Source organism: Pseudomonas donghuensis, assembly GCF_000259195.1.
Taxonomy (GTDB): Bacteria; Pseudomonadota; Gammaproteobacteria; order Pseudomonadales; family Pseudomonadaceae; genus Aquipseudomonas; species Aquipseudomonas donghuensis.
In genome coordinates, this window is the sequence record NZ_AJJP01000167.1 from 62,437 (window position 1) to 75,080 (window position 12,644).

At 63.0% G+C, this 12,644-nt stretch carries 11 protein-coding genes; 9 read left to right on the forward strand and 2 right to left on the reverse strand.

Annotated features, from left to right (window positions below; all coding sequences use genetic code 11):
- Nucleotides 1–9: 9 nt before the first annotated feature.
- The 4 genes from UW3_RS0100625 (at nt 10) to UW3_RS0100640 (ending at nt 3,738) form a co-directional block, all read left to right on the forward strand.
- Nucleotides 10–1,386 carry an L-serine ammonia-lyase gene (locus UW3_RS0100625; protein ID WP_010220197.1) on the forward strand — a complete coding sequence of 459 codons (1,377 nt, stop codon included), beginning with the start codon at nt 10–12 and terminating at the stop codon, nt 1,384–1,386.
- Between the two features lie 28 nt (nt 1,387–1,414).
- Nucleotides 1,415–2,539 carry a glycine cleavage system aminomethyltransferase GcvT gene (gcvT, locus tag UW3_RS0100630; protein WP_010220198.1) on the forward strand — a complete coding sequence of 375 codons (1,125 nt, stop codon included), beginning with the start codon at nt 1,415–1,417 and terminating at the stop codon, nt 2,537–2,539.
- Nucleotides 2,540–2,887: 348 nt separating this feature from the next.
- Nucleotides 2,888–3,100 carry a cold-shock protein gene (locus UW3_RS0100635; protein ID WP_010220199.1) on the forward strand — a complete coding sequence of 71 codons (213 nt, stop codon included), beginning with the start codon at nt 2,888–2,890 and terminating at the stop codon, nt 3,098–3,100.
- A gap of 149 nt (nt 3,101–3,249) precedes the next feature.
- The gene (locus UW3_RS0100640; protein ID WP_010220200.1) at nt 3,250–3,738 is read left to right on the forward strand and encodes an RDD family protein; all 489 of its coding nucleotides are present in this window, start codon (nt 3,250–3,252) and stop codon (nt 3,736–3,738) included.
- A gap of 51 nt (nt 3,739–3,789) precedes the next feature.
- Here the strand turns inward: UW3_RS0100640 and lptG are convergent, their stop codons facing one another.
- Nucleotides 3,790–4,851 carry an LPS export ABC transporter permease LptG gene (gene lptG, locus UW3_RS0100645; protein WP_010220201.1) on the reverse strand — a complete coding sequence of 354 codons (1,062 nt, stop codon included), beginning with the start codon at nt 4,849–4,851 and terminating at the stop codon, nt 3,790–3,792.
- Nucleotides 4,844–5,959, reverse strand: coding sequence for an LPS export ABC transporter permease LptF (gene lptF / locus UW3_RS0100650; RefSeq protein ID WP_010220204.1), 1,116 nt, complete (start codon nt 5,957–5,959; stop codon nt 4,844–4,846). The genes lptG and lptF overlap by 8 nt, the downstream gene beginning before the upstream one ends.
- Nucleotides 5,960–6,245: 286 nt before the next feature.
- Here lptF and UW3_RS0100655 point away from each other — a divergent pair, with 286 nt between their 5' ends.
- The 5 genes from UW3_RS0100655 (at nt 6,246) to rlmF (ending at nt 12,616) form a co-directional block, all read left to right on the forward strand.
- Nucleotides 6,246–7,739: a leucyl aminopeptidase gene (locus UW3_RS0100655; RefSeq protein WP_010220205.1), complete on the forward strand. Its 1,494-nt coding sequence runs from the start codon at nt 6,246–6,248 to the stop codon at nt 7,737–7,739.
- Between the two features lie 51 nt (nt 7,740–7,790).
- Nucleotides 7,791–8,219: a DNA polymerase III subunit chi gene (locus tag UW3_RS0100660; RefSeq protein ID WP_010220206.1), complete on the forward strand. Its 429-nt coding sequence runs from the start codon at nt 7,791–7,793 to the stop codon at nt 8,217–8,219.
- 5 nt (nt 8,220–8,224) lie between these two features.
- Nucleotides 8,225–8,572, forward strand: coding sequence for a hypothetical protein (locus UW3_RS0100665; RefSeq protein ID WP_010220207.1), 348 nt, complete (start codon nt 8,225–8,227; stop codon nt 8,570–8,572).
- Nucleotides 8,573–8,707: 135 nt separating this feature from the next.
- Nucleotides 8,708–11,554 (forward strand): valine--tRNA ligase, encoded by a 2,847-nt coding sequence (locus UW3_RS0100670; RefSeq protein ID WP_010220208.1) that lies wholly within the window; start codon nt 8,708–8,710, stop codon nt 11,552–11,554.
- A gap of 99 nt (nt 11,555–11,653) precedes the next feature.
- Nucleotides 11,654–12,616, forward strand: coding sequence for a 23S rRNA (adenine(1618)-N(6))-methyltransferase RlmF (gene rlmF, locus UW3_RS0100675; protein WP_010220210.1), 963 nt, complete (start codon nt 11,654–11,656; stop codon nt 12,614–12,616).
- Nucleotides 12,617–12,644: the final 28 nt, after the last annotated feature.

Here is a 12,644-nt window from a genome sequence, read left to right on the forward strand (position 1 = left end):
GGTACGACCATGTCACTAAGCGTCTTCGACCTGTTCAAGATCGGCATCGGCCCCTCCAGCTCCCATACCGTTGGCCCGATGCGCGCCGCCGCGCGCTTTGCCGAAGGCCTGCGCCGCGACGACCTGCTGGCCGCCACGGCGTGCGTCAAGGTCGAGCTCTACGGCTCGCTCGGCGCCACCGGCAAGGGCCACGGCAGCGACAAGGCCGTGCTGCTTGGCCTGGAAGGCGAGCATCCGGACACGGTCGATACCGAAAGCATTCCCGCCCGCCTGCAGGCCATCCGCAGCAGCGGCCGGCTCACGCTGCTCGGCGAGCACGCCATCGATTTCGTCGAAAAACAGCACCTGGCGATGATCCGCAAACCCCTGGCCTTTCACCCCAACGGCATGATCTTCCGTGCCTTCGACGCCGCCGGTTTGCAGATTCGCAGCCGCGAATACTACTCGGTGGGCGGTGGCTTTGTAGTCGATGAGGACGCAGCCGGCGCCGATCGCATCGTCGAAGACAGCACCGTGCTGCCCTACCCGTTCAAGACCGCCAAAGAGCTGCTCGGCCATTGCACCGCACAGAACCTGTCGATCAGCCAGATCATGCTCGCCAACGAGGCGGCCTGGCGCCCGGAAAGCGAAACCCGCAGCGGCCTGCTGCACATCTGGCAAGTGATGCAGGACTGCGTGTCCGCCGGTTGCCGCAACGAAGGCATCCTGCCCGGCGGGCTCAAGGTCAAGCGCCGGGCCGCAGCGCTGTACCGCCAGCTGTGCAGCAACCCGGAGGCGAGCCTGCGCGACGCGCTGTCGGTGCTCGACTGGGTCAACCTGTATGCCCTGGCCGTCAATGAAGAAAACGCCTTTGGCGGACGCGTGGTCACCGCGCCGACCAATGGCGCCGCCGGTATCGTCCCGGCAGTGCTGCACTACTACATGCGCTTTATCCCGGGCGCCAACGACGACGGCGTGGTGCGCTTTCTGCTCACGGCCGCCGCCATCGGCATCCTCTATAAAGAGAACGCCTCGATCTCCGGTGCCGAAGTCGGTTGCCAGGGCGAGGTCGGCGTCGCCTGCTCGATGGCCGCCGGCGCCCTCTGCGAAGTCATGGGCGGCAGTGTGCAGCAGGTCGAGAACGCCGCCGAGATCGGCATGGAACACAACCTGGGCCTGACCTGCGACCCGATCGGCGGCTTGGTCCAGGTGCCCTGCATCGAACGCAACGCCATGGGCTCGGTCAAGGCGATCAATGCGGTGCGCATGGCCCTGCGCGGTGACGGGCAGCACTTCGTCTCGCTGGACAAAGTCATCCGCACCATGCGCCAGACCGGCGCCGACATGAAAAGCAAATACAAGGAGACCGCCCGCGGCGGTCTGGCCGTCAACATCATCGAATGCTGACACCCTCTCAAGCCCCAAGGAGTCATCAATGTCCACCGAAACACTGCTCAAGACCCCGCTGCACGCCCTGCACCTGGAACTGGGCGCCCGCATGGTGCCTTTCGCCGGTTACGACATGCCGGTTCAGTACCCGTTGGGGGTGATGAAAGAACACCTGCACAGCCGTGAACAGGCCGGCCTGTTCGACGTTTCGCACATGGGCCAGATCCGCCTGAGCGGCGCCGGTGCCGCCAAGGCCCTGGAGAGCCTGGTGCCGGTCGACATCATCGACCTGCCAGTGGGCATGCAGCGCTATGCCATGTTCACCAACGAACACGGCGGCATCCTCGACGACCTGATGGTTGCCAACCTGGGCAACAACGAACTGTTCCTGGTGGTCAACGCCGCCTGCAAGGAGCAGGACCTGGCGCACCTGCGCAAGCACATCGGCGACCAGTGCCAGATCCAGCCTCTGTTTGAAGAGCGCGCCCTGCTGGCCCTGCAGGGCCCGGCAGCGGTCAAGGTGCTGGAACGCCTGGCGCCAGAAGTGGCAAAAATGACCTTCATGCAGTTCCAGCCGGTACAACTGCTGGGCAGCGACTGCTTCGTCAGCCGTTCGGGCTACACCGGTGAAGACGGTTTCGAGATTTCCGTGCCGGCCGAAAACGCCGAAGCACTGGCCCGCCGCCTGCTGGCCGAAGCGGAGGTCGCCGCCATTGGCCTGGGCGCACGCGATTCGCTGCGCCTGGAAGCCGGCCTGTGCCTGTACGGCCACGACATGAACAGCCAGACCACGCCAATCGAAGCCAGCCTGCTCTGGGCCATTTCCAAGGTGCGCCGGGCCGATGGCGAACGTGCCGGTGGTTTCCCCGGTGCCGAGGCGATCTTCGCCCAGCAGCAAAGCGGCGTTGCCCGTAAACGCGTGGGCCTGCTGCCGCAGGAACGCACCCCGGTCCGTGAAGGTGCTGAAATCGTCGATGAAGCGGGCACGGTAATCGGTAGCGTCTGCAGTGGCGGCTTTGGTCCGTCATTGAATGCGCCGGTGGCCATGGGCTACCTGGATGCGGCCCATATCGCCCTGGAAACTCCGCTGTGGGCCATTGTTCGCGGCAAGCGCGTAGCGATGAAAGTCAGCAAGATGCCGTTTGTTGCCCAGCGTTACTATCGCGGCTGAATCGTTACTTGAAACTGGGTGTCATGACGCGTTCGGATTTTCGAATCCGAACGTGGTTTATAACTTTCGAAAAGCCTTGCAACACCGCTTGGAATGAGCCGGAAGCAATCGACCGAACGGCCGCTAAAAGGCACAGCCGCAGCGGTCTGCAGGGCTTGTTTTTGTCTTCAAAGTTAGCGTATTGTCTGTGCACTGTGTTTGCATGGGTCGCTATGGTTCGTGACCTGGGCAGTAGCTCTGATGTTTGCTACACCCGTTCGACGTCTCTTACTTTCCTGCAACCCAGCCCAGTACTCTTTCATTTGGAAGAAGCTGTTACTAATTCTAAGTTTCAAAGGAAATAAGACAATGTCCCAACGTCAGAGCGGTACCGTCAAGTGGTTTAACGACGAGAAAGGTTTTGGTTTCATCACTCCAGAAAGCGGTCCGGATCTGTTCGTACACTTCCGCGCTATTCAGGGCAACGGCTTCAAGAGCCTGAAAGAAGGCCAGAAAGTCACCTTCATCGCCGTGCAGGGCCAGAAAGGCATGCAGGCTGACGAAGTTATCGCGGAAGCCTGATTTCCCGATAGAAAAGCCCCTGCTGGCAACAGCAGGGGCTTTTTTGTGCGCGCTCGCTGAGTGCGGCCTGATGCGTAAACCGTGTCGCAGGGCAACGCATTGTGCGCGCAATTTCGTAGAATGGCGGTTTTGCCCAAGGAGGGCCATGTATGCCCAAGCAGTTGTTGCAGCCCCAGGGTGATTTCCCCCCGGTCGACCTGGGCCGCCGCCTGGCCGCCATGTTCTACGATTTTCTGCTGTGCACCGCGCTGCTGATCGTCACTGCCGGCGCCTACAAGATGATCCAGATGGCCATTATCGGCGAGGCGCGCATGCGCGAGCTGACCGAGGCTGGCGCGCTGGATGGCGATCCGCTGCTGTCGACCATCCTGCTGTTCGCCCTGTTCGGCTTCTTCGCCAAGTTCTGGACCCACGGCGGCCAGACCCTGGGGATGCAAGTGTGGGGTATTCGTGTACAGAACGCCGATGGCAGTGCCATCAGCCTGTGGCAGGCCCTGCTGCGTTTCGTCGTCGCCATCGCCTCCTGGCTGTGCCTGGGCCTGGGGTTTATCTGGGCCCTGTTCGACAAGCGCAAGCGCAGCTGGCACGACATCTATTCCGACACCCAGCTGGTGCGGATCCCCAAGCGCAAGAAATAGCAGGCAGAAAAAAGCCGACCCAAGGGTCGGCTTTTTCTTGTCTGCCGCGGCCTATCCAGCGCGCCGCAACAACCACAACCCCGCCACCGCACAGATTGCCGCCGGCAGCACCACCGCCAGCAACGGCGGGAAGCCGAACACCTGGCTCGAAGGCCCGAGCAAGTCCTGGGCGATGCGGAACACGAAGCCCACCAGCACCCCGGTAAATACCCGCTGGCCGAGGGTAACCGAACGCAGTGGGCCGAAGATGAAGGAGATGGCCATCAGCACCAGCGCGGCGGTGACCATCGGCTGCAGCACCTTGGTCCAGAACGCCAGCCAGTAACGGGCGTTGTTCAGGCCCTGGTCGGACAGGTAGTGGATGTAGTCCCAGAGCCCGGTAATCGACAGCGACTCTGGCGCTACGACCACGGTATTGAGCAGTTGCGGAGTGACGGATACGTCCCAGCGCTCTTCAGGGGTTTTGACCACTTCGGTGTGGTCTCCACGGAAATACGTGGTGGTGACGTCGCTGAGCAGCCAGTGATCGTCCTTGTACTGGGCGCGGCGGGCAAAGCTTGAGGTCTGCATGTGCCGCTCGTTGTCGAAACGGTAGCGGGTCACGCCGTACAGCAAGCCGTTGGGCTGCACCGAGTTGATGTGCACGAACTCGTCACCCTGACGGTGCCACATACCGCGCTTGGAGCTCTGCGCCTCACCACCGCCCTGGGCCAGGGAACGCTCGGCCTGGGCCTTGTTCTCGGTGACCGGGGCCAGGTACTCGCCAATCAGGATACCGGCCAGCATCAGCACCAGCATCGGTTTCATTACCGCCCAGACGATCCGGCCAATGGACACGCCCGCGGCGCGCATGATGGTCAGTTCGCTGCTGCTGGCCAGGCTGCCCAGGCCGATCAGGCAGCCGATCAGCGCGGCCATCGGCAGCATGTCGTAGAGGCGCCGCGGCGCGGTGAGCAAGACGAAGTTGCCAGCGTCCATCAACGTATAGGTATCGGTGACGTCACCCATTTCATCGATGAAGGCAAACAGCGAGGCCAGGCCGAGAATGATCCCGAGTACGGCCAGAATGGCCACCAGCACGCTTTTGCCGATGTAACTATCGAGCTTAACCATGGGCCACCTCCGCACGGCGAGCAGCGCGCTTGAGGCGCAGCGGCTCCCAGTACATCAGCCCCAGGCCGATCAGCAGGAACAGGCCATGGACCCACCAGATGCCCAGGCCGATCGGCAGTTTGCCTTTCTCCAGGGCGCCACGCACGGCAATCAGCATTGTCAGGTACGCCATATACAGAAGAATCGCCGGCAGCAGCTTGAGGAAACGGCCCTGGCGTGGGTTGACCCGCGACAGCGGCACTGCCAGCAGGGTCACGATGAACACCAGCAACGGCAGCGACAGACGCCATTGCAGCTCGGCGCGCTCGCGCAAGCCGTCGCTGCCGATCAGTTGCGAGGTCGGGATGGCTTCGCGCTCGGTGACTTCTTCACTGACCTCGGGCTTGGGCAACAGCACGCCGTAAGTGTCGTACTTGATTGCCCGGTAATCGGCCTGGCCAGGGTTGCCGTCATAGCGATAGCCGTTTTCCAGGATCAGGTAACGGTTGCCATCGGGGTTGACCTGCTGGTGGCCTTTTTCGGCAACCAGTACCGACGGGCCACGATCCTTGGTCTTGTCCTGGCTGAAGCGCTTCTCGGAGATGAACACGCCGGCAAGGTTGGCGCGGTCTTCCGACAGTTGTTCGGTGTAGGTCACCCGCGAACCATCGCGCAGGGTCTGGAAGCGCCCCGGCACCAGGGTGTCGAACTCGGTCAGGGCATCCTGCTGGTTGATGATCTGCGCCACCTGGGTGACGCCCTGAGGCGCCAGCCCCAGGCTCAGCCAGGCGACCAAGACGGCGACCAGCGCAGCCGGGGCCATGGTCATGCCCAGCAGGCGCTGCTGGCTCATGCCGGTGGCCGAGAGCACGGTCATCTCGCTTTCCAGGTACAACCGGCCATAGGCCAGGAGGATGCCGAGGAACAGGCCCAGGGGCAGGATCAGTTGCAGGAAGCCCGGCAGGCGATACCCCATGATCAGGAACAGTACGCTCGGATCGAGCACGCCCTGGGCAGCCTGCGCCAGGTATTTGATGAAGCGCCCACTCATGATGATGACCAGCAGCACGGCGCTGACGGCACTCAAGGTCACCAGGACCTCGCGGGACAGATAACGAAAGACGATCAAACCAGACACTCCTGGGTTGTCAGGCTCGGACAGCCGAACAAGGAATCCATAACAGCCAAGATAGTAGCCCGCTCGCCAGAGCGGACCCGGGTAAAAGTTGGCGCATTATCCTGTGATTGACCGTGCCTGTCACTTGGCGCCGCACAATGCTTCATCTCGGGGTTGTCAGGGCGGGCGAAGCAGGCTCAAACTGGGGGCTTTATCACTGGTACGCGACCACGCGGCCAGGAGCCTTGGCGCGCCGGCATACCGTGTGCGCACTGACAGATCATTCGGGGAACCTGACATGGAACTGGTTGTAAAAAGCGTAGCCGCTGCATCCTTGAAAACCGCCACGCTGGTGCTGCCCGTGGCTGAAGGCGGCAAACTCGGCGCCACCGCCAAGGCCATCGACGAGGCTACCGGCGGCGCCCTGGCCGGTGTGCTCAAGCGCGGCGACCTGACCGGCAAGGTCGGCCAGACCCTGCTGCTGCACAGCCTGCCCAACCTCAAGGCCGAGCGCGTGCTGCTGGTCGGTACCGGCAAGGATGCCGAACTGGGTGATCGCAACTGGCGCAAAGTGGTCGCCAGCGTTCTGGCGGTGCTCAAGGGCCTGAACGGCAGCGATGCGGTGCTGGCCCTGGACGACGTCGCCGTCACCGGCCGCGAGGCCTCTTATGGCAAGACCCGCCTGCTGGCCGAAACCCTGCTCGATGGCCAGTACGTTTTCGACCAGTTCAAGAGCAAGAAGGCCGACCCCCGCGCCCTGAAGAAAATCACCCTGCTCAGCGCCAAGGCTGGCGTCAGCGACGTCGAGCGCGCGGTCAAGCACGCTGTCGCCATCGCCAACGGCATGGGCTTCACCCGCGACCTGGGCAACCTGCCACCGAACGTCTGCCACCCGAGCTACCTGGCCGAACAGGCCAAGGCCCTGGGCAAGGAATTCAAAGGCCTGAAGGTCGAGGTGCTGGATGAGAAGAAAATCAAGGACCTGGGCATGGGCGCGTTCTACGCCGTGGGCCAGGGCAGCGACCAGCCACCACGGCTGATCGTGCTCAACTACCAGGGCGGCAAAAAGAGCGAGAAGCCTTTCGTGCTGGTGGGCAAGGGCATCACTTTCGACACCGGCGGCATCAGCCTCAAGCCCGGCGCCGGCATGGATGAAATGAAATTCGACATGGGCGGTGCCGCCAGCGTCTTCGGCACCCTGCGCGCCGTGCTCGAACTGCAACTGCCGATCAACCTGGTGTGCCTGCTGGCCTGCGCCGAGAACATGCCAAGCGGCGGTGCCACCCGTCCGGGCGACATCGTCACGACCATGAGCGGGCAGACCGTCGAGATTCTCAACACCGACGCCGAAGGCCGCCTGGTGCTGTGCGATACCCTGACCTACGCCGAGCGCTTCAAGCCGCAGGCGGTGATCGACATCGCCACCCTGACCGGCGCCTGCATCGTCGCCCTGGGCAGCCACACGTCCGGCCTGATGGGCAACAACGACGCGCTGGTCGGGCAACTGCTCGATGCCGGCAAGCGCGCCGACGATCGCGCCTGGCAGTTGCCGCTGTTCGATGAATACCAGGAGCAGCTCGACAGCCCGTTCGCCGACATCGCCAACATCGGCGGGCCGAAAGCCGGCACCATCACCGCCGGTTGCTTCCTCTCGCGCTTTACCAAGGCCTACGACTGGGCCCACCTGGACATCGCCGGCACCGCCTGGATCAGCGGCGGCAAGGACAAGGGCGCCACGGGCCGTCCGGTACCGCTGCTGACCCAGTACCTGCTCGACCGCGCCAACGCCTGAGATGACGCTGGCCGCCTGCGCCTTCTGGCGTAGCCGGCCGGCAGGCCGATCATGACCAAAGTCGATTTCTACATATTGCCCAGCGCCGCGCCCTCGGCGCGCCTGGATTTCGCCTGCAAGCTGTGCGAAAAGGCCTGGCGCCTCGGGCACCGGGTTTACCTGCATTGCAGCGACGCTGCCCAGCGCGATGAACTGGACGCACGCCTGTGGGCGTTCAAGGGCGAGGCCTTCGTGCCCCACAGCCCGGCTGAAGATGACCCGCAGGCCAGCGTGGCCCTTGGCCTTGGCGATGACGCCGGCAGCCATCAGGACCTGCTGATCAACCTGGACCTCAAGGTACCGCCCTTCGCTGCCGGTTTTGCCCGGATCGCCGAGATCGTGGTCGAAGAGCCGGCGATTCGTCTGGCGGCCCGAGAGAGTTTCCGTTTCTACCGCGAACAGGGCTATGCTCTGCAAGATCACCGCTTACAGCGACTCTGAAGACGATGGACAAATCCACTCCCCTGCCCCAATCCGCGCACCTGCTGGACGACCTGGAGTCGATCCGTCAGTTGCTTGGCGATGCATCCCTCGAGCCACCGCTGTTGACCGACACCGTCGAGGAGCAGATCCCGCTGCTGCTCGAAGAGGCCGAAGTGCCGCCAGCGCCCGTGCCTGAAGCCCCTGCCGACCCACAGGCCAAGCGCCAGGAAACCCTGCTGCACCTGGACGCCGAGCTGCGCGCAGCCGCGCAATTGATCATGCAAGACGTGATCAACGATTTCGCCCCGCATATCGAGAGCGAGATCAAGCGCCGGCTCGATGCCCGCCTCGAGCGCCTGCTTAACCAATAAAAAGCAGTTACAAGCTTCAAGCGACAAGCTGCAAGAGCCGTGCGGCGCTCTGAGCTTGTCGCTTGTCGCTTGAAGCTTGCCGCTTCGTTATACTCTCCGGCTTTCCTGAATAAATGCCTAAGGGTCCCGCCGCGCATGGATAAGACCTACCAGCCGCACGCTATTGAAACTTCCTGGTACAACACCTGGGAGTCCGAGAATTATTTCGCTCCGCAAGGCGCGGGCGATTCCTACACCATCATGATCCCGCCGCCGAACGTCACCGGCAGCCTGCACATGGGTCATGGCTTCAACAACGCGATCATGGACGCCCTGATCCGTTTCCGTCGCATGCAGGGCCGCAACACCCTGTGGCAGCCTGGCACCGACCACGCCGGTATCGCCACGCAGATGCTGGTCGAGCGCCAGCTTGAAGCCAAGGGCCAGAGCCGCCACGACCTGGGCCGCGAGAAGTTCCTGGAAAAGGTCTGGGAGTGGAAGGATCAGTCCGGTGGCAACATCAGCCGCCAGATTCGCCGCCTGGGCTCGTCAGTCGACTGGAGCCGCGAGCGCTTCACCATGGACGACGGCCTCTCTGAAGCCGTTAAAGAAGCTTTCGTGCGCCTGCATGAAGACGGCCTGATCTACCGCGGCAAGCGCCTGGTCAACTGGGATACCAAGCTGCACACGGCGATCTCCGACCTCGAAGTGGAAAACCACGACGAGAAGGGCCACCTGTGGAACCTGCGCTACCCGCTGGCTGATGGCGCCAAGACCGCCGACGGCAAGGACTACCTGATCGTCGCCACCACTCGTCCGGAAACCATGCTCGGCGACGCCGCCGTGGCCGTGAACCCGGAAGACGAGCGTTACAAAGCGCTGATCGGCAAGTTCGTCGAGCTGCCCCTGGTGGGTCGGCGCATCCCGATCATTGCCGACGACTACTGCGACCCTGAATTCGGCACCGGCTGCGTGAAGATCACCCCGGCCCACGACTTCAACGACTACGAAGTCGGCAAGCGCCACAACCTGCCGCTGCTGAACATCTTCGACAAGAACGCCTTCGTCCTGCCGGCCGCACAGGTGTTCAACCTCGACGGCAGCGTCAACGACAGCATCGACGCCACCCTGCCTGCCCAGTATGCCGGCCTGGACCGCTTCGTCGCGCGCAAGCAGATCGTTGCCGACTTCGACGCCGCGGGCCTGCTGGTCAGCGTCGACGACCACGCCCTGAAAGTACCGAAAGGCGATCGTTCAGGCACCGTCATCGAGCCGTGGCTGACCGACCAGTGGTACGTGTCGACCAAGCCGCTGGCGGAGCCGGCGATTGCTGCCGTTGAAGACGGCCGCATCCAGTTCGTGCCCAAGCAATACGAAAACATGTACTTCTCGTGGATGCGCGACATCCAGGACTGGTGCATCAGCCGTCAGCTGTGGTGGGGCCACCGTATTCCGGCCTGGTACGACGAGTCCGGCAAGGTCTATGTCGGGCGCAGCGAAGAAGAAGTGCGCAGCAAGCACAACCTCGGCGCAGACGTGGTCCTGAACCAGGACAACGATGTTCTCGATACCTGGTTCAGCTCGGGCCTGTGGACCTTCTCGACCCTGGGCTGGCCGCAGCAGACCGAATTCCTGAAGAAATTCCACTCCACCGACGTGCTGGTCACCGGCTTCGACATCATTTTCTTCTGGGTTGCCCGGATGATCATGCTGACCATGCACCTGGTGAAGAACGAGGACGGCACCCCGCAGGTACCGTTCAAGACCGTTTATGTTCACGGCCTGGTGCGCGATGGCCAGGGCCAGAAGATGTCCAAGTCCAAGGGCAACGTCCTTGACCCGCTGGACATCGTCGACGGCATCACCCTCGACGAACTGCTGGAAAAACGCACCAGCGGCATGATGCAGCCAAAACTTGCCGAGAAGATCGCCAAGCAGACCAAGGCCGAGTTCCCGGAGGGCATCGCCAGCTACGGCACCGACGCCCTGCGCTTCACCTTCTGCTCGCTGGCCTCCACCGGTCGCGACATCAAGTTCGACATGGGCCGCGTCGAAGGCTACCGCAACTTCTGCAACAAGATCTGGAACGCAGCCCGCTACGTGCTGGACAAGGGCGAGGACTGCGGCCAGAACGGCGAAGCCTGCGAACTGTCGCTGGCCGATCGCTGGATCATCTCGCAGTTGCAGCGCACCGAAGCCGAAGTCACCCGCCAGCTCGATCAGTTCCGCTTCGACCTCGCCGCCCAGGCGCTCTACGAGTTCATCTGGAACCAGTATTGCGACTGGTACCTGGAGCTGTCCAAGCCGGTCCTGTGGGACGAGAACGCGCCGGTCGAACGCGCCCGTGGCACTCGCCGCACCCTGGTGCGGGTACTGGAAGTGGCACTGCGCCTGGCCCATCCGTTCATGCCGTTCATCACCGAAGAAATCTGGCAGCGCCTGGCGCCGCTGGCGGGGGCCGAAGGCAAGACCATCATGCTGCAGCCATGGCCAGTGGCCAACGAAAGCCGCATCGACGCCGCTGCCGAAGGCGACATCGAGTGGCTCAAGGAGCTGATGCTCGGCGTGCGCAACATCCGTGGCGAAATGAACATCGGCCCGGGCAAGCCACTGCAACTGTTCCTGAAAAACGCCAGCGCCGAAGACCAGCGTCGCCTGCAGGAAAACGAAGCGCTGCTGAAGAAGCTGGCGAAGATCGAGTCCTTCACCGTGCTCGGCGAACAGGACGAAGCGCCACTGAGCGCCACCGCCCTGGTTGGCGATCTGCAGGTGCTGGTGCCGATGGCCGGCCTGATCGACAAGGATGCCGAACTGGCTCGCCTGAACAAGGAAATCCAGCGTCTGCAGGGTGAAGTCCAGCGCGTCGGCGGCAAGCTGTCCAATGCCGCCTTCGTCGACAAGGCACCGCCTGCGGTGATCGACAAGGAGCGCGCCAAGCTGGCTGAAGCCGAACAGGCCCTGGCCAACTTCACCGAGCAGCATGCGCGGATTGCCGCCTTGTAACACTCGCTGACCTCAGTGATGCTTTCGCGGGTCAAGCCCGCTCCTACACAACCCTGTAGGAGCGGGCTTGACCCGCGATGCTTTCCACCGGACATCAACATGACCACAGCCAACAAACCGACCCTGCACCCGCGCAACCGCCACCAGGGCCGCTACGACTTCCCCCAACTGATCAAGAGCAGCCCTGAGCTGGGCCGATTCATGATCACCAATCCCCATGGCAAGCCCAGCATCGACTTTGCCAACCCCGAGGCTGTGCGGGTCTTCAACCGCGCCTTGCTCAAGGCTCAGTACGGTATCCAGCACTGGGACATCCCGGCCGACTATCTATGCCCACCGATCCCTGGCCGGGCGGATTACGTGCATGTGCTGGCCGATTTGCTCGCGCAAGAAAACAACGGCGAAATCCCCCGGGGTGCGCACGTCCAGGCCCTGGATATCGGCGTCGGCGCCAACTGCATCTACCCGTTGCTGGGCCACAGCGATTACCGCTGGCGCTTTCTCGGCTCGGACATCGACGCCACGGCGCTGGCTGCGGCCGGCGCCATCGTCCAGGCCAACGGCCTGGGCAAGGCCATCAACCTGCGCCAGCAAGGCAACCGCAAGCACATCCTGCTGGGGCTGCTGAACAGTGACGAGCGCTTCGACCTGACCCTGTGCAACCCGCCCTTCCACGCCTCGCGCGAAGAAGCCACCCGTGGCAGCCAGCGCAAATGGCGAGCCCTGGGCAAGGCCGACCCCAAGCGCAAGCTGCCGGTGCTGAACTTTGGCGGGCAAAACAACGAACTGTGGTGCGAAGGCGGCGAGATCCGCTTTGTCAGCCAGTTGGTGACGGAGAGCGCCAGCCTTGGCCAGCAGGTGCTGTGGTTCACCAGCCTGGTGTCCAAAGCCTCCAACCTGCCCGGCATCCAGGCGGCGCTGAAAAAGGCCGGTGCGCTCGATCAGCGAGTGGTGGAGATGGGCCAGGGGCAGAAGCAGAGCCGCATGATCGCCTGGACCTTCCAGGATGCTGCAGCGCGCCAAGCCTGGCGCCAGCAGCGCTGGAGCAAAACCAAGGCATAAAAAATCTATGGTCACCCCATTTTTTGCA